Origin of the sequence: Catenuloplanes japonicus (assembly GCF_000717135.1) — a bacterium.
In the GTDB taxonomy this organism is placed as follows: domain Bacteria; phylum Actinomycetota; class Actinomycetes; order Mycobacteriales; family Micromonosporaceae; genus Catenuloplanes; species Catenuloplanes japonicus.
On the sequence record NZ_JNXY01000028.1, the window covers coordinates 71,243 to 91,619 of the forward strand.

Sequence of the window (20,377 nt, forward strand, 5' to 3'; positions counted from 1 at the left end):
CGCAGGTGCTGCACCTTTCATGATCGATCGACCGCGCCTCTCCCTGTTGGACCGCGCCCGGACCCGCGCCGGCGAGGCCGAGTCCGAGGCGCTGCGGGGCACGGTCACCCGTGCCGTCCAGGCCGAGCGGCTCGGATACGACCGGTTCTGGGTGGCGGAACACCACGGCGTGCCCGGCGTCGCGGGCGCGGCCCCGGCGGTGCTCCTGGCCGTCATCGCCGGCGCGACGACACGCATCCGGATCGGCTCGGCCGGGGTGATGCTGCCGCACCATCAGCCGCTCGTGGTCGCCGAGCAGTTCGCCACGCTGTCCGCGTTCGCGCCGGGCCGCCTCGACCTGGGGCTCGGCCGCTCCCCCGGCTTCACCGCCCCGGTGCGCAGGGCGTTGCGGCAGACCGACGGCGACTTCCCCGCCGACCTCACCGAGCTGCGCGGCTTCCTCTCCGGCACGGCGGAGATCGCACTGCATCCACAACCCCAAGGGCCGCTCCCGCTGTACGTGCTGGCGACCGGCACCGGGCTCCGGGTCGCCGCCGAGCTGGGCCTGCCGGTGATCGTGGGCGGCCCGCTGCTCGGTGTCGGCGGCGACCCGGAGCCCGGCCTGGCCGCACTCGCCGACTACCGGCGCGCGTTCCGCCCGTCGCCGCAGCAGGCGGTGCCGTGGGTGGCGGTCAGCCTCGACGTCCTGATCGCGGACACCGCGCAGGAGGCCGCCGACCTGCTGCTGCCCGAGGCGTGGGCGATGGCGCAGGCGCGCACGACCGGCGTGTTCCCGCCGCTGGAGCCGGTGCCCACGATCCGGGCCGCCACCCGCACCGCGCGTCAGCAGCAGTATCTGGAGCAGACCGCCGCCGCGGCGATCGCCGGCACCCCCACCACGGTGGAACGCGACCTCGCCGTGCTTCTCGACCGTACCGGCGCCGCCGAACTGGTCGCCTCGAGCAGCACCTTCGACCGGGCCGCCCTGTCCGCCTCGGACACGGCACTGGCCGCCCTGTTCGGCCGGGCGGCGGTCGCGCGGGCGGACCATCGGCCGGTCCCGGCGTAGGACAGGAGAAGCGGCGCTCAGGCGCGGCGCGGCCCTGCCGATGGGAAGGTGTGGTGTCGGGAGGGAACGCGCGGGGGCAGCGGGCGGTGCACGGGGCCGTGGCCGCCGTCGGCGTGCTGGTGGCCGGTTACCTGGTCTTCTACCTCGGTGGGTGGGGGAATGAGGAGAGCCGGCGGTTCGTCACCGATCTGGTGCATATTCCGGTCGGGGTGACGTACACGCTGCTCGGCCTGCGGGTGGCGACCTGTGGCCGGTGCACGCCGCGGGTCCGGCGGGCGTGGTGGTGGATCTCGGCGGCGTTCGCCGTGCGGACGGTCTCGGTGGTGACGTGGTTCGTCGAGGACGCGGTGCTGGGGCTGTTGCGGTATCCGGCGCTCGCCGACTTCGGGTTCATCCTGTTCGTACCGCTGCTGTTCGCGGGGTTGCTGTTGATGCCGGACGCCCGGCGCTCGTGGTCCGATCGGATCAAGCTGATGCTGGACGCGCTCATCGTGAGCGCGGCCGCCGGGATGATCCTGTGGTATCTGCTGCTCGGCCCGATCGTCGTCGCCGAGGGTGTGCCCGCGCTGCAGCTCGCGGTCGCGGCCGCGCTGCCGGTCGGGGACGTGCTGCTGGTGCTGGCGCTGGCCCTGATGCTGCTGGGGCGTTCCGCAGCCTCGGACCCGGCGGTGCGCCCGCTCGCCGGAGCGGTCGTGATGTTCGTCGTCGCCGACGTCGCCTGGGGCTGGCTGCAGTTGCACGCCGGGTCGGCCGGCGGGGCGTGGCCGGGCCTGTTCTGGCTGATCGGCGACTACCTGCTGGTCCTCGCCGCGATGCGTGGCTACCGCCAGGATCCGTCGGTGGCCGCGAGGTCGGGCCGGCCCGGCCGGGTGCTGTGGCTGCCGTACGGCGCGATCGCGCTCAGCTACGGCCTGCTCGGCTATCTCGCCCGTGAGCAGGGCCTGTATCCGCTCGGCGGGATGATCGCCGGGGCGATCGCGCTGACCGGGCTGGTCGTCGCGCGGCAGATGTTCGTGCTGCGGGAGAACCAGAAGCTCGCGGTCACCGACCCGCTGACCGGGATCGGCAACCGCGCCATGATCAACAGGCGGATGGCGGAGATCAGCGCCACCCCACCGCGGGACGGCCGGTGCGCGGCGGTCATGCTCATCGACCTGGACCGGTTCAAGCCGATCAACGACGCGTACGGCCACGACGCGGGCGACGCGGTCCTGGAGGCCGTCGCGGCCGCACTGCGCTCGGTGGTCCGTGGTGACGACAACGTCGGCCGGCTCGGCGGGGACGAGTTCGCCGTCGTCCTGCGTGACCTGCCCGGCCCGGCCGACGCGGCGCGGATCGCGCAGCGCATCGCCGAGGCGCTGCGCACGCCGGTCGTGCACGGCGACCTGGTGCTCGGTATCGAGGCCAGCATCGGCGTCGCGGTCCGGGACGCCGGCAACCCGGCCGACGCGGAGCTGCTCATGCACCAGGCCGACGTGGCCATGTACGCGGCCAAGCGCGCCGGCCGGTCCCGCTGCCAGGTCTACCATCCCGCGCTCGACACCGACGCCCGCGGCGCCGAGCTGCGCCACGCGATCGACGACGGCCAGCTCGTGCTGCACTACCAGCCGGCGGTCGCGCTCGCCGGCGGCGAGATCGTCGCGGTCGAGGCCCTCGTCCGCTGGGAGCACCCGGCGCGTGGCCTGCTCATGCCCGGCACGTTCATCGGGCTGGCGGAGGAGACCGGCGCGGTCGTGCCGCTGGGTGAGTGGGTGCTGCGCGAGGCGTGCCGGCAGGCCGCGGAGTGGCGTGCCCGCATCCCGGGCACGGCCGGCATGCGGCTCAGCGTCAACCTGTCGCCTCAGCAGGTCACGCAGTCGGATCTGACCTCGGTGGTCGCCGGGATCCTGGAGGAGACCGGGTTCCCCGCCGACCGGCTGGTCCTGGAGATCACCGAGAGCGTGATGCTGGCCCCGGACGAGCGGACCGTCGCGCGCCTCGAGGCGCTCCGCGACCGCGGCATCATGATCGCGGTCGACGACTTCGGCACCGGCTACTCGGCGCTGTCCTACCTGCGGACGCTGCCGATCAGCGTGCTGAAGATCGACCGGTCCTTCATCACCGGCATCGTCGACGACGCACAGGCGCGCCAGATCGCCGACGCGGTGGTACGCCTCGGGAGCGCCTTCCGGATGCACGTGGTCGCCGAGGGCATCGAGACGGCCGCGCAGGCGACCGTGCTGGCCGAGATGGGCTGCGCGGTCGGTCAGGGCTACCACTTCCATCGCCCGCTCGCGCCGGACGCGGCCACCGAGGTGTTGCGGGCCGCGGTGCGTACCGGCTGATGGGTGTGATCCACGTGCCGGCACCGGAGGCCGCGGCACAGGCCGCGGCCTCCCCCCGTCGGTCTGGTCGATCAGTAGGCGACGCGGCCGGTGGCCCAGGTCTTGTCGAAGAGCAGGTAGAACTGGGTGTTGTCCCGGACGTCGGTGGCGGCCAGACCCCACGTGCCGGCCGCGATCGACCGCCACGCGTTGCACTGGGTGCCGCCGCTGGTGGGCAGGAAGCAGGTGCGCACCTGGACGTCCTGATCCGGGCGCACGTTGATGTCGTTGCAGTACGCCGTCGTGTATGCCGTACCCCCGTAGGGCCAGTGCCCGTTGGGGTCGAGCGGCTGAATGGGGGCCCAGTTGTCCCGGCAGGCGGGCACCGCGGCGGCGGCCGGAGAGGCCGGCGTGATCATCCAGAAGGCGGACATCGCCGCGACCGCCGTGCCGACGAGCGCGGCCCTCAGCGTCGATCGTGTTCCCATACGTTCCTCCGTATGCGTGATGGGATGGTCCACGACAGTCCACCAGCGCGCGACGTTGTCTTTCAGCCCTCAATGTGATGGACAACGGCCCACCGGATTGTCCACCGGCCCGCGCGGGCGTGGACAACTGACGAGAATCCGTCACCTCGGCTGTCATCCCCGCCCGGATCTCGGATGCTGAATCCGATCGACGGGGGTGATTCGATATGCCGCGACCGGAGCGTGCCCTGGACCCGGCCGGCGGGCCCGTGCAGGCCTTCGCCGCGGAGTTGCGGGACCTGCGGCGATCGGCGGGCAGCCCGACCTATCGCGCGATGGCCGCGAACGCCGGGTGGTCGGTCGCCGCGCTGGCCGCTGCCGCCGCCGGTCACCGGCTGCCCGGACTGCCGGTGACGCTCGGTTTCGTGCGGGCCTGCGACGGCGATCCGGTCGCCTGGGAGCAGCGGTGGCGGCAGGCGTCCGCGGAGTGGGCCGCCGTGCAGGGCAACGGCGGCCGGCCGTCGCACGCCGCGGAGAAGCCGCCGTACCTGGGCCTGGTCAGCTACGGCGTCGCCGACGCGGACTGCTTCTTCGGGCGGCGGCGCATCCTCGACCAGGTGCGGGCGATGGTCGAGACCCACCGGTTCGTCGGCGTCTTCGGCGCGTCCGGCAGCGGCAAGTCCTCGCTGCTGCGAGCGGGCCTGATCCCGGCGACGCCGCGCGCCGTGCTGTTCACCCCCGGTGCCGCGCCGCGTGAGGCGCTGCGCGCGGCCCTGGCGTCCGCGCCGTCGCTCGTGGTCGTCGATCAGTTCGAGGAGCTGTTCACGCTGTGCCCGGACCCGGCGGAGCGGGCCGCGTTCCTCACGGAACTGACCGCGCTGACCGCCCGGGTGGTGATCGGCGTGCGGGCCGACTTCTACGCCCGCTGCGCCGAGCACGGGACGCTGGCCCGGCTGCTCGCCGGCGCGAACCTGCCGGTCGGACCGCTGACCGCCGACGAGCTGCGCGAGGTCGTCGTGGAGCCGGCCCGGCGCCGCGGCCTCAGCGTCGAACGGGCGCTGGTGGCCCGGATCCTGGCCGAGGCCGAGGGCCAGCCGGGCGCGTTGCCGCTGGTGTCGCACGCGCTGCTGGAGACCTGGCGGCACCGGCGCGGGGACGTGCTCACCGTGGCGGGGTACGACGCGGCCGGCGGCATGAGCGGCGCCGTCGCCCAGACCGCGGAGTCGGTCTACCGGAGCCTCACCGAGGACGAGCGGGAGACCGCCCGCGCGGTGCTGGTCCGGCTGGTCACGCTCGGCGACGGCGTCCCGGACACCCGGCGGCGGCCGCCACGCGACGAGCTGGCCCGGCCCGGTGCCGACGCGGTGCTCGACCGGCTGGCGCAGGCCCGGCTCGTGGTGCTCGGTCCGGACACGGTCGAGATCGCGCACGAGGCGCTGATCCGCGCGTGGCCGCGGTTGCACGCCTGGCTGCACACGGACCGGGAGGAGCTGGAACTGCACCGGCGGCTCACCGAGGCCTGCCGGATCTGGCAGGCGCACGACCGCGACAGCGGCGCGCTGTACCGTGGCGCGCCGCTGTCTGCCTGGGACGGCCGGGCCCTCTGGCGGCTCAACGCGGACGAGCGCGCGTTCCTGCTGGCCGGGCGGGAACGCCGGGACCGGGCCGCGACCGCGCGGCGCCGCCGGCTCCGGGCCGTGCTGGCCGGTCTGACCGCCGGGGTCGTCGTGACCAGCCTGCTGGCAGGCCTGGCCACCGTGCAGACCCGGCGGGCGAACGAGCAGCGCGACCTGGCCCGCTCCAACCAGCTCGTGGCCGGCGCCCGCGCGCAGTTGCAGGTGGACCCGGAGGTCGCGTTGCTGCTGGCCGTGGAGGCGTTCGACACCGACGCCACCGCTGACGCGCAGGCGATCCTGCGTCAGGCGGTCGCCGACTCCCGGGTCCGGGCGACCGTCGGCGCGGCCCACGGTCAGGTCGTCGGCGTCGCGTTCAGCCCGGACGGCCGTACGCTCGCCAGCACCGGCGACGACGGCACCGTCCGGCTGTGGCAGCGGGACGGCCCGGACCGTCTGCTCGCCGGCCCGCGCGTGCTCCTCGGGCCCGCGTCGTCCGTGCAGAACCCGGTGTTCAGCCCGGACGGGCGCCGGATCGCGGTCGCCGGGTTCGACGGCCTGATCACGGTGTGGGAGCTGAGCAGCGGCGCCACGTCGGTGCTGCGCGGGCACCGGGACGCGGTGAGCACGATCGCGTTCCATCCGGACGGGCGGCACCTGGCCAGCGCCGGCAACGACGGCACGGTACGGATCTGGGACACGACCGGTCCCGGTCCCGCGCGCGAACTGCCGGTGGAGGGGCCGCCGCTGGGCGTCGCGTTCAGCCCCGACGGCCGGCGGCTCGCGATCAGCGGCCTGGGGCCGATCCGCATCGTGGACGCGGACGGGACCGGCACGCCCGCCGTCCTCACCGGTCACGAGGGCGAGGTCAGGAAGATGTCGTTCAGCCCGGACGGGGAACGGCTGGCCAGCGCCGGCGCCGACGGCACGGTCCGCGTCTGGCCCCTGCACGGCGACGGCGAGCCGGTGGTGCTGCACGGCAACGACTCCGCCGTCGAGACCGTCGTGTTCAGCCCGGACGGCAGCCGGCTGGCCAGCAGTCACAGCGGCAGCAACACGATCCGGGTCTGGAACCCGGCCGTCGAGACGGACCCGGTCGTGCTGCGCGGGCACGACGGCGCGGTGTGGAGCCTCGCGTTCAGCCCCGACGGGCAGCGCCTGGCCAGCGGCAGCGCCGACAACACGGTCCGGATCTGGGATCCGGGGTTCGCCGCAAACCCGGTCGTGCTGCCCGGTCACGAGGGCGCGGCGGCGACCGTCGCGCTCAGCGCCGACGGGCGGCGGATCGTCAGCGGCGGCGTGGACGGTGCCGTCCACCTCCGGCGGGAGCCGTGGGACACCGCCCCGGTCGTCCTGCGAGACGGCGGCGACCAGGTCCGATCGGTCTCGATCACCCCGGACGGCCGCTGGGTGGCCGCCGGCGGCGTGGACGGGACCGTGCGTGTGTGGGACGCGGCGACCGGCGCGGAACGGGCCGTGCTGCGCGGTCATGACGGCACCGTGCCCGGCGTCAGCCTCAGCCCGGACGGGCGGCTCGTGGCCAGCGCCGGCGCGGACGGCACGGTGCGGATCTGGCCGCTCGACGGGACCGAGCCCCTGGTCCTGTACGGCCACGAGGACTTCGTCCGCACCGTCGCGTTCAGCCCGGACGGGCGGACCGTGGCGAGCACCGGCGCGGACGGCACGCTGCGCCTCTGGGCCGTCGACGGGACCGGCATCCCCGTGGCCGTGCCCGAGATGCCGCCGGGCCGCGGCAGCTGGCGGGTCGCGTTCAGCCCGGACGGCACCCGCGTGGCCGTGACCGGTCAGGACGGTGTGGTGCACCTCCGGCGCGCCGACGGCCAGGGGCCACCGGTGTCGTTCCGCGGCCACCGGGACGCGGTGTGGTCCGTCGCGTTCAGCGCCGACGGCCGGCTGCTGGCCACCAGCGGCCAGGACGGCGACGGCGTGCGCATCTGGGACGTGCCGACCGGCCGGGAGATCGTCACCGTACGCGGTCACGGCGCCTCGGCCGAACAGGTGCTGTTCACCCCGGACGGGCACCTGGTCAGCGCGCACGGCGACGGTACCGTGCGCATCTGGCGCTGCCCGACCTGCGGCCCGATCTCCGAGGTCCGGGCGACGGCCGCCGCCCTGATCACCCGCACGCTGACCCCGGAGGAACGCGCTGCGTTCGCCGGCTGAAACGCCTGATCGTGGGCCACCCCCGGGGGCGGTCCACGATCAGGGACGAATCAGTTCTCGATGTCGGAGAACAGTCCCTTGAACGGCACCTGCGATCCGACGAGCGCCCCGAAGAAGGCACCGGCGGCAGGCGTGGTGACCGCGGCGGAGGCGTCCTCGTAGCTGTCGAAGTACAGGTCGAGCGTGCGGTAGGCCGGCGTCGCCGTGCCGTCCTCCTTCGGCCACACCTTGGCCGACTCGAGGCGCTGGAGCTTGGGCAGCGTCGCGGCGTCCGCCTTCACCTTCGCGTAGATCTCCTCGAACGCGGCGGTGTCCTCGGGGTTGTCGATGATCAGCGTGATCTTGGTTGCCATGGTGCTCTCCTCTGAATGAACGGAGTCAGCGAGCCGCTTGCTCGATGATCCTGGTGACGGCGTCGGGACGGCTGAGCATGACCGCGTGCGAGGCGTCGACCTCGGTGACGCGGGCGTGCGCGCGGGCGGACCTGAAGCGCTGGAACTGGGCCGGGTCGAGCAGCACCTCGGTGCCGGCCGGGACCTGGGTGGCGATCAGCGGCGGCGTGGACCGGCCGGCGAGCTCACCGGGGAGTGCTACGCGGCGGCCGGGGCGCCCTTCGCGGCGCGGCCGAGCCGGATCGCGGAGATGAGGAAGAAGATCGCGCCGGGGATGGCGTAGCCGGCGGCCTGGCCGAGGGCCGGGTTCTCGGCGGCGGCGCTGAGGACGAAGCTCGTGCCGGCCAGCACCGAGATGCCGCCGCTGAGGATCATCGGCCACTGCCCGCCCATCTTCCGGCGGGGAATGGCGACGGCCAGCTGGACCGCGCCGGCGATGATCGCCCAGGCGCCCCACACCCGCAGCATGGCCGGGACCCCGGAGAGCGCGCCGACGCCGAGACCGATGGCGGTGAGCGTGCTGATCGCGATGTTGACGTAGAGCAGGACCGGCGAGCTCGTGGTCCGCGACGCGCGCAGGTCGTAGACGGCCGCGCCCACGTCGAACAGCGGATAGAGCACGAACAGCGCCACCGCGAACGGGTTAAGCTCGGCGGCGACGGCCATGGTGAGGACGGCCCAGACGATGGCGAACCCGAACCGGACGAAGTAGAGCCGGCGCAGCCCGGCCGCGGTCTGCGCGATGCCGGGGGTGGTGGTGTCGGTGCTCATGATGACCTCTCAAGAAGGAAGGAACGTTCTGTCTTTCAAAAAAACAAACAAGCCACACCACGGGGGTACGGGGAGAGCGCCGGGCGCCCGCGGCGGAGCGGGCGCCCGTGCGGTCAGCGGCCGTAGGACTCCAGCAGCCGCAGCCAGATCTCGCTCATCGTGGGGTACGACGGCACCGCGTGCCACAGCCGGTCCAGCGGGACCTCGCCGACGATCGCGACCGTCGCCGCGTGGATCAGCTCCGCGACGTCCGGGCCGGCCAGCGTGACGCCGACGATCACCCGGCGGTCCTCGTCCACCACCATCCGGGCCTTGCCCCGGTAGCCGTCCGCATGCAGCGACGACCCCGCGACCGCGCCCAGGTCGTAGTCGACGACCCGGGTCCGCAGACCGGCCGCCTCCGCCGCGGCCGCGGTCAGCCCGACCGAGGCGATCTCCGGCTCGGTGAAGACCACCTGCGGGACCGCGCGCTCGTCCGCGGTCACCGCGTGCCGGCCCCACGGCCCGGCCTGCACCGGCTCGCCCTTGGCCCGCGCCGCGAGCGCGTCGCCGAGCGCCCGCGCCTGGTACTTGCCCTGGTGGGTCAGCAGCACCCGCCGGTTGACGTCACCGGCGGCGTACAGCCAGTCCTCGGCCCCGACGACGCGCAGCTGCTCGTCGACCTCCAGCCACTGTCCCGGCACGAGTCCGGCGTGCTGCGCGCCGATGTCCTGCGTGTTCGGCGTGCGGCCGACGGCGACCAGCACCTCGTCGGCCTCGATCCGCTCGCCGTCGGCGAGCGTGATGTGCACCGTTCCGGTGTCGTCGCGGCGCACCGACGCGGCCTCCGCGCCGAACCGCACCACGACGCCCGCCTCCCGCAGGCCGTCGGTGACCAGCTCACCGGCGAAAGGCTCCGCGGCCGGCAGCACGCGGTCGCGGGCCAGCAGCGTCACGGCGGAGCCCAGCGCGGCGTACGCGGTCGCCATCTCGGTGCCGACCACGCCGGCGCCGATCACCGCGAGCCGGCCGGGCACCGCCTTGGCCGAGGCCGCCTCGCGGCTGCTCCACGGGGCCGCGTCGCGCAGGCCCTCGATGTCCGGCAGCAGCGCGCTGGTGCCGGTCGCCACGACCACCGCGTGCCGGGCGGTCAGCGTCGTGACGACGCCGTCCTCGCCGGTCACCTCGACGACCCGCGGCGCGGCGATCCGGCCCTGACCGCGGTGCAACGCGATGCCGGCCGACTCCAGCCAGCCGACCTGACCGTCGTCCTTCCAGTCCGAGGCGAAGGAGTCGCGGCGCGCCAGCACGGCCGCCACGTCGAGCTCGCCGGTGACCGCCTCCCGGGCACCCGGCAGCCGCCGGACCGCCCGCAGCGCGGCCGTGCTGCGCAGCAGTGCCTTGGTCGGCATGCACGCCCAGTAGGAGCACTCGCCGCCGACCAGCTCCCGCTCCACGATCGCGGCGGTCAGGCCGCCCTGGACGGCACGGTCGGCGACGTTCTCCCCGACCGGGCCGGCGCCGATGACCACCACGTCGTACGTGTTGTCGCTCATGTCTGTGTTCCCTTCGCGGCCCGGGTGGGACGCTTCCATGGACAACGGACGGGCAGCGTCCCCGCTGCAAGACCGAACGTTCTGCCTCACCCACTCTGACACCTCGGGGCGCGCCGCGTCAAGACCGAACGTTCTACCTCTTTCGCGCGCGCATGGCAGACCGAACGTTCTGGCCGCTAGCCTGGGCGGATGACCACCGCAACCGACACCCGGCCCTCGGAGGCCCGGCTACGGCTCCTCGCCACCGCTACCCAGATCTTCTACGCGGAGGGCATCCACTCCGTCGGCGTCGACCGCATCATCGCCGAGGCGAAAATTACCCGGGCCACCTTCTACCGGCATTTTCCCGGCAAGGAAGACCTGGTGCGGACCTATCTGCACTCGATCCACGAGATGGAACGCACCGGCATCGACGCGGCCGTCGCGGCCCACCCGGCACCGGCCGACGCGCTGCTGGCCATCGCGCACGTCATCGCCGGCAACATCGCCTCCCCCGGGTTCCGCGGCTGCGCGTTCCTCAACGCCGCCGCCGAGTACCCCGCGCCGGACAGCCCGGTGCACCGGGAGATCACCGCCCACCGGCAGTGGTTCCTGGACACGCTCACCGCGCTGATGACGCAGACCGGCGGCAACGCCCCCGAACAGGCCGCACGGCACTTCGCCATGCTCCGCGACGGCGCCATGACCGCCGGCTGCCTCACCGACCCCGCACCGGTGGCCGCCACCTTCCTGCACGGCACCGCGGAACTGGTCCGGGCCCGGCGCTCCTGAACGGCGTCGCGCCTGGCGCAACGCCGTTCAGGTCACGCGGTCACAGGCCGTACACGGCGATCCTGCTGCCGTCGGTCAGGTAGATCCGGCCGTTCGTGATGACCGGCGCGGCCGTCACGCCGGTGAACGCGAGCGTGGCGATCGAGGTGCCGTCGACCGGGTTCAGCACGTGCACGCGGTCGCCGGGGACGGTCACGTAGAGCACGCCACCGGCGATGATCGGCTTGAGCGGCGCCGCGGAGAACGACCTCGTCCAGAACACCGGCCGAGCCGTGGTGACGTCGAACGCGCTGACGCCGTGGGTGATGCCGCTGCTCCACGCCGCGTAGGCCCGGGTCGAGGTCATCGTGACGTGCTGTGCCGCGATGTTCGACGCGAGCGGCGTCGCCGCGCCCGTGCTCGCGTCCACGATCTGCACGCCCGCGTTCCAGGCGGTGTAGAACCTGGTGCCTGTGTCGTCCGCCGCCAGGGCCGCATACTCCGGCCCGTCGACGGAGGCGACGACCGCGCCGGTGGCCAGGTCACGGACCTGGGTGCGGTGCTGCCGCGTGGAGCGCAGCAGCAGCCGGCCGTTCGCCACGACCGGCGCGGCCGTGGCGTGCGAGACGTCCTCCCAGACCTTGCCCAGGTCGCTCTGCCGCAGCACCTCCGTGAAGAATCCCCGCTGGCCGCTCCACAGCGTCAGCGCGACGAAGCCCCGGTCGACGGTGATGTCCTGGATCGCGCCGTACGAGATCGGGGCCACCTCGGCGATCTGCGCGCCGGTCGCGGCGCTCAGCGTCACCAGCGACACGTAGCTGCCGTTCGGGGCGCCGGGGATGTTGTCCCAGCCCGCGATCAGCACGTTGTCCCTGAACGCGAGCCGGACGACCGTGTTGTACGTCGGCGGGGTCGCATACGCGTACGCCCAGAGCTGCTCCCCGGTGCTCTCGCTGAACGCGAAGATGCCGCGCTGGTCCGCGGCGAAGATGCGGCCCCCGGCCAGCACCGGCGCGCCGATCTGCGTGCTGCCCGGCCGCACCGACGTCTTCTCGGTCACCCGCCCGACCGTCGAGAGCACGATCGACGTCTCGTGCTGGCTGAAACCGCTGTTGCCCGCGGTGTAGCCGGGCGTGGGCCACCAGCCCTCGGTGGCCGCCCGCGCCGCACCGGGCGTCAGCCCGACGACGGCCACACCCGCGGCCCCGGCCAGCAGCGTCCTTCTCGACACCTGCGTCATAGTCATCTCTCCCCGTGAATATGTTCGGCTCTCCGGGAGGATAGCGGCACCGTACGACTACAAAGGACCGACACCGGTGCCGACCGGCCGCGTGGTGCGGCGACGCCGGTACCGCAGCCACCAGGTCAGCATCAGCAGGCTGACCATCACGTTGAACGCGTGCAGGCCCCAGGCGGGGCCGAACGGCAGGCTGAAGACGTAGAACGAGTAGACGACGTTCCCGACGTTGCTCAGCAGCAGGTTCCCCGGGCTGTACGAGGCCAGATCCTTCGTCCTGGCCGCCTTCACGAGCATCGGCAGATTCGCCGTCACGAAAACGCCGGTCGACAACGTGCCGGCCACCACCGGCCAGTCCATGTTCATCGTGCGCCCTTTCGTCCCACCGGAATCACGCTCTGAAGACGTTCCGAGCCGTGGAAACGTGAGCCGGGAATCAGCGCGGCGCTCGTAGACACCCTGCTCATCGGTGACCGGCATGCCCCATTCGGTGTCGTAATAGCACCGCAGCAGCGGATCGACGGCTGCCCACGCGGGCCGGGCGAGCCCGTCGTCCCCGACGACAACACCCGGGTCGGCGGAGTCCCGTGTGCTCATCCGGGAAGACCGGTCATCCGCATGGTGATGTTGATCCGCCCGTGGTCGAGCCCGCACGCCTCCGGCGCGGTGCCGTCGTGGATCCTCGTCACGCCGTGGTACGCCAGCCTCGACGCGCCACCGAAGACGAACAGGTCACCGGAGGCCAGCACCACGTCGGTGTACGGCTTGCCGCGGCTCTCCGCGTTACCGAACCGGAAGGTGCAGCTGTCCCCGACGGACAGCGACACGACCGGCGCGAGCACACGCTCGTCCCGGTCCTGGTGCATCCCCATGCGCGCCGTCGCGTCGTAGAAGTTGACCAGGGCCGTGTCCGGCGCGTAGGAGCGAACCGCGTCCTCGTCGTAGCCGGTGGCCTGGAGCGCGCGCCGGCCGAGGCGGGTCATCCACTCGGGGAACGGGAGCACGCGGGCGCCGTTCACGTCCGTGGCCTCACGGGTGTACCGGTACGGCTGCCAGTGCCAGCCCAGGCACACGGTCCGCGCCGACATCTCGTGGCCGCGCACCTTCGCCGCGCGGATCGGCACGGGGCCGCCGGCCCACTCACGGAACCGGCCCACGATCCAGGCCTGCTGGGTGAGGGTCAGCCAGTCCGGGACGTGGGTGGCACCGGACGCGACGTCGCGACGCTCACGCTCCGGCGGGAACAACGTGCTCATCGTGCCTGCCCCGCCTTCCACGACCGGTACGCGCCGGCGCAGCAGACGGCGCAAGGGCGATACCCGGCGGCCACGGCGGCCGGCTCGTCGGCGAAGAAGACGCGATGGGTCGCATAGCCGCCGCGGCCGACCGCGCGCAGGGCCGCCGGGCAGTCCAGACGGCCGTAGATCCTGGTGCGGCGGTGGCCGCCCCACCGTCCCTTGACCGGGGACCGGTAGGGGCGGCCGTCGGTACCGATGAGCGTATAGCCGCTCATGCCGCCGCCTCCAGTGCGAGCAGGGCCGTCTTGGCCGGCAGACCGCCGATGTAGCCGCCGAGCGACCCGTCGGTGCGCAGCACGCGATGGCACGGGACCACGATCGGCAGCGGGTTGGTCGCGCAGGCCGTGCCGACCGCGCGGACCGCCTTGGGGTTGCCGACCAGCTCGGCGATCTCCCGGTAGCTGCGTGTCCGGCCGTAGCCGATCTCCGGCAGACGGCGCTGCACCAGCTGCCGGAACCCGCGCGACAGCGACAGGTCGAGCGGCACGTCGAAGGTCTGACGGCGGCGGCCGAAGTACTCGTCGATCTCGCGGGCGGCGACGTCCAGCCGCCTCGGGGCGCGGAGGATGCGCGGGCTGAGCTGCCCGGCGAGGCTCTCCAGCACCCGGTCGTGGTCCTCGCCGGCGTACGCCACCCGCACGAGGCCCTTCGGGGTCTGCGCGAGCAGCAGCTTCCCGACCGGGGAGTCGACGGTGGTGTAGGCGACGTCGATGAGATCGGCCTGCTCCGCGGCCTGTTCGAGACGCCGGTGGAGCCGGTCGAGGGTGCCGGCGTCCACGGGCGTCGACAGCAGGCCGGCCAGGTCGTCATTCATGCGCGTTCTCCTTCCGTGGGCGCGTCCGGATAGGTCGTCCTCAGCTTCTTCAGTCCGTCGGCGGCCGCCCGTCGCGCCGCCTCGACGGTGCCGCCGAGGATCTCCGCGATCTCGGCGTAGGCCAGCCCCGCCACGTACCGGTAGGCGATGGCCTGGCGTTGTTTGCCCGGCAGCGCGCCGACCGCCGACCACAGGTCCGGCTCGCCCGCCCCGGGCTGCCCGAAGCTCGCCGTGGCCTCCGGCAGAGCCTCCACCGGTACGGGCCGGCGTTTGGCCGCCCGCAGGACGTCGATCGCCTTGCGATGCGCGATGGTCACCAGCCAGGCCTCCACGTTCGCGGTCTCCGGGAGGCCGGGATAGGCACGCATCGCGGAGAGGAACGTCTCCGACCAGGCGTCGTCGGCATCGTGCGGGCCGAGAACGACGCGGCAGACGCGCAGCACGGTGGTGCCGTGCTGCGCGACCACTCTTTCAAAAGGCTGTTTCATGTCCGTCCACGGGAAGGCGTGTGTTGTCAGAACAGGCGGCCGGCGCCGGCATGGGCCGGCTCCTCGAGGTCCAGCAGCGCCCGCTTGCGCGTCAGCCCGCCCGCGTACCCCGTCAACGCTCCGTCCGCGCCGACGACGCGATGACACGGCACGAGGATGCACAACGGGTTCGCGCCGACCGCCTGCCCGACCCGGTACGCCAGCCTGCGGTCGCCGAGCCGCTCCGCGATCCGCCCGTAGGTCGTCGTCTCGCCGCGCGGAATGTCACCGACGATCTCCCAGACCGCCCGCTGGAACGCGTCCCCCTCCCCCGCCAGGCGAAGGTCGAACGCCGTGTGCGTGCCGGCCAGATAGTCGTGCAGCTGACGGGCGGCCTCGTCCAGGACCGGGTCGGTGGCCACCTCAGGGCCGAACGTCTCCTGCGCGGGCCGGCGGACGTGGTGCCGGAAGTACAGCCCCACCACCGCCTCACCCCTGGCCACGACGGTGATCGTCCCAAGGTCACTCTCGACCAGCATGTGCCGGGTGCTCATCCGCATCTCCTTCCGTTCTACCCGGTAGACGCCCGGCGCGCGGAAGACGTGAGACGAGCGAACGGCCGACAGTGGTGATCATCGTCTGGTCCGGTGGGTGGGCAGCGGACGGCGCTACGGTGCGCACATGCCTGATCTACCAGCTCTTCGCGCTGTAGCTGCGCCGACGGGGTCCCGCCGAAGAGGCGCCGGCCTGCCGGTGGCCGTCGTCGAAGACGGACGCCGTCGTTGAGGATCGAGCGTCGCGGCCCGGACGGGGGCGCGGGCCGCGACGCTCGATCGTTCCGGGGCGGCCGGGTCAGGCGGCCGCGAGCGGGTTGACCGTGGCCGGGTCCGTGCCGAGCGGCGTGGTGACCTCGGAGGTGCTCGCGTCGAACACGCCGTCGAAGTCGGTGTCCGTGAGCGTCAGGTCGATCTCGCCGTCCGCGTTCTCGTCGAAGCCGATCGAGTCCACGACGTCGTCGCCGTTGGTGTCGTCGATCACGGCCTCGGTGACGCCGTCGCCGTCCGCGTCGACCTCGGCGTGGTCGAGCAGGCCGTCGCCGTTGGTGTCGGTCACGGTGGTGTCGTTGAGGCCGTCGCCGTCGGTGTCGGCCCAGACGGTCTCCGCGATGCCGTCGCCGTCGGCGTCGTTGCCGGACCAGTCGACCGCGCCGTCACCGTCGCTGTCGATGTAGGTGTAGGTCGAGCCGGTGGTGTCGGTGTCGGTCAACGAGGTCTCGGCCGATTCCGGCGCCTGGAAGTAGGAGTCCAGCGTCAGGTCGTAGGGGCGGTCCGCGATGCCGTCCGCCTCCGGGTCGTCGTAGCCGCCCCCGGAGCTGCCCGCGTAACCGGCGCCCTCGTTCGGGTCGTCGTAGCCGCCGCCGGAGCTGCCCGCGTAGCCGGCGCCCTCCTGCTCGTCGACGTCGGAGATTCCGGTGAAGCCGGTGTCGTCGCCGCTCATGTCAGCATCCCTTTCCACGTACGTCGTTGTCTGCCTCCGTAAACCTGCCAGAGCGCCGTACCCGGCGGATCCCGGAAATGTGCCACACCGGACTTAGGGGTGTTCCCGCTGCAAACTGCAGGAAACCGGATTATCCGGCGCCTGATGGCGGCGGCGGTCGACTCCGTATCCTTCACCTCATGCCCTCCGACGAACCCTTCCGCCCGGCCATGCGCGGCCTGCTGACCGAGCGGATCGCGCGGCAGCTGGAGCACGACATCCGCGGGGGTGAGCTGGCCACCGGCGCGAAGCTGGCCAGCGAGCGGGAGCTGGCGCAACGCTTCGGGGCCAGTCGCAACGTGGTGCGGGAGGTGCTGCGGCGGCTGGAGGCGCAGGATCTGATCGACGTGCAGCCGGGCCGCGGGTCGTACGTGACGGCGCAGGGCGGCCGGTCCGTGTTCGGCGCCGCGCGGCCGACCGTGCGCCAGCTGATCGAGGCGCGCATGCCGGTCGAGGTCGAGATCGCGGGGCTGGCGGCGGAGCGCGCGACCGGGGCGCAGATCGCGGCGATCACCGCGGCGCACCTGCGGGTGCTCGACGCACCGGACCCGGCCGTCAAGGCCCGCGCCGACCTGGCGTTCCACGACGCGATCGCGGAGGCGAGCGGCAATCCGGTGCTCCGGGTGATGCTGGGCTCGATCGGCGAGCTGATGTTCGAGATGATGCTGCGGTCGAACTCGGATCCGGCGATCGGCGAGCCCGGCGTGCCGCACCACGCGGAGATCCTGGACGCGATCGTCGCGCACGACGTGCCGCTGGCCAGGTCGCACATGCACGAGCACCTCGCGCTCGGCCTGCGCACCTACGGCCCGGACCTGGACGAGAGCCTGGACGTGATGGCCACCCGGCATCTGGACCGCCTCCTGAAACAGGCCTGAAACAGGTCTTGTGTGCGCCGTCGGGACCTTGCTACGTTCCGACTGGTCCAACTGGTACTACCAGTTGGACCAGGACCCCGACAGCGAGGACGACGATGTCTGACATACAGCTCAACAGGCGCGCGTTCGGGCGGCTGCTGGCCGCCGGGGCGGGTGCGGCGGCGCTGTCCGCGTGCGGGAGCCGGGGCACGCCCGGCCCGGACACGCCGCTGCGCATCTCCGCGATCAACCACGTGTGGTCGCAGGCGGTCCGGCAGCGGCTGCCGGAGTTCGAGGAGACGATCGGGCGGCGGGTCAGCATGCAGCTGCTCACCGCGGACCAGCTCGCCAGCAGCTACAACGTCAAGCTGAACGCATCGGCCACCGACATCGACGTGATGATGGTGCGCGCGCTGCAGGAGCAGCTGCTCTTCGCGCGCAACGGCTGGCTCGCGGACCTGACCGGCCTGGTCGAGGGCGACGCCGCGTTCGACTGGGCGGACTTCCAGGAGGCGCCGCGGGACCGGTCGATCACCCGCGGGAAGGTGCTGAGCGTCCCGGTGGTCACCGAGCGCCCGGCGCTCTACTACCGCAAGGACCTGGTCAGCAGCCCGCCGGCCACGCTCGACGCGCTGCGCGAGGAGGCTTTCCGCCTGACAAGTCGGGATTTATTCGGTTACGTCGGGCGCGGGCAGCGCAGCGGCGCGGTCACCCAGTGGTCGAGCTTCCTCTACTCGTTCGGCGGCGACTTCACCACCGCGGACGGCGGCTCCGGGATCGGCTCGCCGGAGGCCGTCGCGGCGTACCGGTTCTACGGCGAGCTGCTGGACCGGGCCGGGCCGCCCGGCGCGACCAACATGAGCCTGGAACAGGCCATGCCGATCTTCGCGCAGGGCAAGGCCGCGTTCTACATCGACGCGGACGCGATCTACTCCAACTTCCTCGACCCCACGATCTCCACGGTACGGGAGCAGGTCGGCTTCGCGCCGTTCCCGGCCGGACCGGCCGGGTCGAAGCCGCACAACATCCCGTCGTGGAGCGTCGGCATCAACGCGTTCTCGCTGCTGCGCGACGACGCCTGGCGGTTCATCCAGTGGATCTCCGGGCCGCGGATGGTCACCGAGCTGCAGGCCGCCGGCATCCCGGGCGCCCGCGCCTCGGCCTGGGCGGACCCGGCCACGCTCGCCGCGTTCCCGGCGGAGCTGGCCGAGTCGATGCGGATCAACGCGGCGAACGGCATCGGGCACGACCGGCCCGAGGTGATCCAGGTGGGCCGCGCCCGCGACATCGTCGGACGGCCGCTGGTCGCCGGCATCATCGGCCAGGACGTGGCGCCGGTGGCCGCGGAGGCGCACGCCGAGTTCGCCGACTTCCTGGTTCGCGACAACCGTCAGCAGGAGTTCTGATGTCCGGATTCGACCGCTCCCACCGGCGGCTGCGGTGGCTGATGCTCGCGCCGGCGCTCGGCTTCGTCGGGCTGATGATCATTTTCCCGCTGCTGTTCACGCTGCACCTGTCGTTCACCGACGCGTTCGGCGCGGTGAACGCGGGCAAGGGCTACGACGGCGGGCAGAACTACCTGGACGCGCTCGGCGACGGCCGGCGCTTCTGGCCCGCGGTGTGGCGGACCGTGTACTTCACGGTCGGCGCCGTCGTGATCGAGACGATCCTCGGGCTGGCGATCGCGATGCTGCTGCGCAAGCCGTTCCGCGGCATGCGCGTGGTCCGGTCGGTCCTGATGGTGCCGCTGCTGGCCACGCCGGTCGCGATCGGCATCCTGTGGCTGCTCATCCTGGATCCGACGAACGGCATCGCCAACCATCTGCTGGGCGCGCTCGGCGTACCCCCTCAGGAGTTTCTGGGGTCTGTCAGTCAGTCGCTGCCGGTTCTGATGCTGATCGACGTGTGGCAGTGGACGCCGATGATGGCGCTGTTGCTGCTCGCCGGGCTGAGCACGCTGCCCGAGGAGCCCGAGGAGGCGGCCCGGGTGGACGGGGCCACGTCGTGGCAGCGGTTCCGGCACGTGATCCTGCCGGGGCTGTGGACCACGCTGATGACCGCGCTGGTCCTGCGTGCGGTGGACGCGCTGAAGACATTTGACATCCTCTATGCCACCAAGGGGCCGGGCGGCGGCTCGGACTTCGAGGTCGAGACGCTCAACGTGTACGCCTACGGGCTCACGTTCGACTACCAGGAGTACGGGCTGGCCGCGGCCGTGCTGGTGCTGTTCACGCTCTTCATCGTCGGGGTCGTCGTGCTGCTGCGACGCCGTTCCCGGGAGGCCTCCGCATGAACCGAACACTGTGGACGGCGCTGCGCGCGCTGGCCATCACCGTGGTCTGCCTGATCATCGCGATGCCGGTGGTCTGGATGATCGCCGCCGCGTTCAAGACGAACGTGCAGGTCACCGACCCGACCGTGGGGCTGGTCTTCTCCCCCACGCTGGAGAACTTCCGCACCGTGCTCGCGGACGGCGAGATCGTGCGGTCGCTCGGCAACTCCGCGCTGGTCGGCATCGTCTCCACCGTGCTGTCCGCGCTGATCGCGGTGCCGGCGGCCTGGGCGGTCGGACGGTTCCGGATGCACTCCACCGGTTCGCTGGTGCTGGTCGCCCGGATCGTGCCGGCCATCTCGCTGCTGGTGCCGTGGTACTACCTGTTCGCGCAGCTCGGGCTGGTCGGCTCCTACACGGTGCTGGTGCTGAGTCACATGTTCGTGTCCGTACCGCTGATTCTCTGGATCATGATCGGGTTCTTCGAGGGGCTGCCGATCGAGCTGGAGGAGGCCGGGCACGTCGACGGGCTCACCGCGTTCGGCGCGTTCCGCAGGATCGCGCTGCCGCTGGCCGCGCCGGGCACCGCCACCGCGAGCGTGCTGGCGTTCATCTTCTCCTGGAACAACTTCATGTTCGCGCTGATCCTGTCCGACGAGGACACCAAGACCATGCCGGTGACGCTGTTCAACTTCATCTCCTACGCGTCGACGGACTGGGGCGGGCTGATGGCCGCGGCCACGCTGATGACGCTGCCGGTGCTGGTCGCCGCGGTGCTCGGCCAGAAATATCTCGTCGCCGGCCTGACCGCCGGCGCCACCAAGGGTTAAAGG

General features: G+C 72.6%; 21 protein-coding genes. 8 read left to right on the forward strand and 13 right to left on the reverse strand.

Annotated features, from left to right (window positions below; all coding sequences use genetic code 11):
- Positions 1–19: 19 nt before the first annotated feature.
- Together OP04_RS33915 and OP04_RS50395 are read left to right on the forward strand one after the other, a co-directional pair.
- Complete coding sequence (locus OP04_RS33915) at positions 20–1,048, forward strand: MsnO8 family LLM class oxidoreductase (RefSeq protein WP_033344014.1); 1,029 nt, start codon at positions 20–22, stop codon at positions 1,046–1,048.
- Between the two features lie 86 nt (positions 1,049–1,134).
- On the forward strand, positions 1,135–3,372 hold the full coding sequence (locus OP04_RS50395) for a putative bifunctional diguanylate cyclase/phosphodiesterase (protein ID WP_051799504.1): 2,238 nt from the start codon (positions 1,135–1,137) through the stop codon (positions 3,370–3,372).
- 71 nt (positions 3,373–3,443) lie between these two features.
- Here OP04_RS50395 and OP04_RS50400 read toward each other — a convergent pair whose 3' ends face one another.
- Entirely contained in the window at positions 3,444–3,839 is a 396-nt protein-coding gene (locus OP04_RS50400) for a hypothetical protein (RefSeq protein WP_051799505.1), read from the reverse strand.
- Positions 3,840–4,045: 206 nt separating this feature from the next.
- Here OP04_RS50400 and OP04_RS33930 point away from each other — a divergent pair, with 206 nt between their 5' ends.
- The gene (locus tag OP04_RS33930) at positions 4,046–7,615 is read left to right on the forward strand and encodes an nSTAND1 domain-containing NTPase (protein ID WP_051799506.1); all 3,570 of its coding nucleotides are present in this window, start codon (positions 4,046–4,048) and stop codon (positions 7,613–7,615) included.
- Positions 7,616–7,665: 50 nt separating this feature from the next.
- Here the strand turns inward: OP04_RS33930 and OP04_RS33935 are convergent, their stop codons facing one another.
- The 4 genes from OP04_RS33935 to OP04_RS33945 form a co-directional block, all read right to left on the reverse strand.
- Positions 7,666–7,968, reverse strand: a complete 303-nt coding sequence (locus OP04_RS33935; RefSeq protein ID WP_033344015.1) for an EthD domain-containing protein — start codon at positions 7,966–7,968, stop codon at positions 7,666–7,668.
- A 25-nt stretch (positions 7,969–7,993) separates the two neighbouring features.
- Entirely contained in the window at positions 7,994–8,134 is a 141-nt protein-coding gene (locus tag OP04_RS53840; protein WP_198154064.1) for a hypothetical protein, read from the reverse strand.
- A 71-nt stretch (positions 8,135–8,205) separates the two neighbouring features.
- Positions 8,206–8,778: a hypothetical protein gene (locus OP04_RS33940; protein ID WP_033344016.1), complete on the reverse strand. Its 573-nt coding sequence runs from the start codon at positions 8,776–8,778 to the stop codon at positions 8,206–8,208.
- Between the two features lie 113 nt (positions 8,779–8,891).
- Positions 8,892–10,313, reverse strand: a complete 1,422-nt coding sequence (locus OP04_RS33945; protein ID WP_033344017.1) for a dihydrolipoyl dehydrogenase family protein — start codon at positions 10,311–10,313, stop codon at positions 8,892–8,894.
- Positions 10,314–10,502: 189 nt separating this feature from the next.
- Between OP04_RS33945 and OP04_RS33950 the strand changes: the two genes are divergently transcribed.
- Positions 10,503–11,084, forward strand: a complete 582-nt coding sequence (locus OP04_RS33950; protein ID WP_033344018.1) for a TetR/AcrR family transcriptional regulator — start codon at positions 10,503–10,505, stop codon at positions 11,082–11,084.
- 40 nt (positions 11,085–11,124) lie between these two features.
- Here OP04_RS33950 and OP04_RS33955 read toward each other — a convergent pair whose 3' ends face one another.
- The 8 genes from OP04_RS33955 to OP04_RS50405 form a co-directional block, all read right to left on the reverse strand.
- Complete coding sequence (locus tag OP04_RS33955) at positions 11,125–12,303, reverse strand: outer membrane protein assembly factor BamB family protein (protein ID WP_033344019.1); 1,179 nt, start codon at positions 12,301–12,303, stop codon at positions 11,125–11,127.
- Positions 12,304–12,360: 57 nt separating this feature from the next.
- Entirely contained in the window at positions 12,361–12,897 is a 537-nt protein-coding gene (locus OP04_RS54940; protein ID WP_198154065.1) for a hypothetical protein, read from the reverse strand.
- On the reverse strand, positions 12,894–13,556 hold the full coding sequence (locus OP04_RS33965) for an alpha-ketoglutarate-dependent dioxygenase AlkB family protein (RefSeq protein WP_033344020.1): 663 nt from the start codon (positions 13,554–13,556) through the stop codon (positions 12,894–12,896). The genes OP04_RS54940 and OP04_RS33965 overlap by 4 nt, the downstream gene beginning before the upstream one ends.
- A complete protein-coding gene (locus OP04_RS33970; protein ID WP_033344021.1) occupies positions 13,553–13,813 on the reverse strand; it encodes an Ada metal-binding domain-containing protein in 261 nt (86 codons plus the stop codon). The genes OP04_RS33965 and OP04_RS33970 overlap by 4 nt, the downstream gene beginning before the upstream one ends.
- Entirely contained in the window at positions 13,810–14,412 is a 603-nt protein-coding gene (locus OP04_RS33975) for a methylated-DNA--[protein]-cysteine S-methyltransferase (RefSeq protein ID WP_051799508.1), read from the reverse strand. Before OP04_RS33975 ends, OP04_RS33970 begins: the two co-directional genes overlap by 4 nt.
- On the reverse strand, positions 14,409–14,900 hold the full coding sequence (locus OP04_RS33980) for an RNA polymerase sigma factor (RefSeq protein ID WP_033344022.1): 492 nt from the start codon (positions 14,898–14,900) through the stop codon (positions 14,409–14,411). The genes OP04_RS33975 and OP04_RS33980 overlap by 4 nt, the downstream gene beginning before the upstream one ends.
- A gap of 26 nt (positions 14,901–14,926) precedes the next feature.
- Positions 14,927–15,433, reverse strand: coding sequence for a methylated-DNA--[protein]-cysteine S-methyltransferase (locus OP04_RS33985; protein WP_033344023.1), 507 nt, complete (start codon positions 15,431–15,433; stop codon positions 14,927–14,929).
- A 298-nt stretch (positions 15,434–15,731) separates the two neighbouring features.
- Positions 15,732–16,376, reverse strand: coding sequence for a hypothetical protein (locus tag OP04_RS50405; protein ID WP_051799509.1), 645 nt, complete (start codon positions 16,374–16,376; stop codon positions 15,732–15,734).
- Positions 16,377–16,555: 179 nt separating this feature from the next.
- Here OP04_RS50405 and OP04_RS33995 point away from each other — a divergent pair, with 179 nt between their 5' ends.
- From OP04_RS33995 to OP04_RS34010, 4 genes are all read left to right on the forward strand, one after another.
- The gene (locus OP04_RS33995; RefSeq protein WP_085066985.1) at positions 16,556–17,293 is read left to right on the forward strand and encodes a FadR/GntR family transcriptional regulator; all 738 of its coding nucleotides are present in this window, start codon (positions 16,556–16,558) and stop codon (positions 17,291–17,293) included.
- 95 nt (positions 17,294–17,388) lie between these two features.
- Positions 17,389–18,678 carry an ABC transporter substrate-binding protein gene (locus OP04_RS34000; RefSeq protein WP_033344024.1) on the forward strand — a complete coding sequence of 430 codons (1,290 nt, stop codon included), beginning with the start codon at positions 17,389–17,391 and terminating at the stop codon, positions 18,676–18,678.
- Positions 18,678–19,565: a carbohydrate ABC transporter permease gene (locus tag OP04_RS34005; RefSeq protein ID WP_051799510.1), complete on the forward strand. Its 888-nt coding sequence runs from the start codon at positions 18,678–18,680 to the stop codon at positions 19,563–19,565. Before OP04_RS34000 ends, OP04_RS34005 begins: the two co-directional genes overlap by 1 nt.
- On the forward strand, positions 19,562–20,374 hold the full coding sequence (locus OP04_RS34010; RefSeq protein WP_033344025.1) for a carbohydrate ABC transporter permease: 813 nt from the start codon (positions 19,562–19,564) through the stop codon (positions 20,372–20,374). Before OP04_RS34005 ends, OP04_RS34010 begins: the two co-directional genes overlap by 4 nt.
- Positions 20,375–20,377 lie beyond the last annotated feature (3 nt).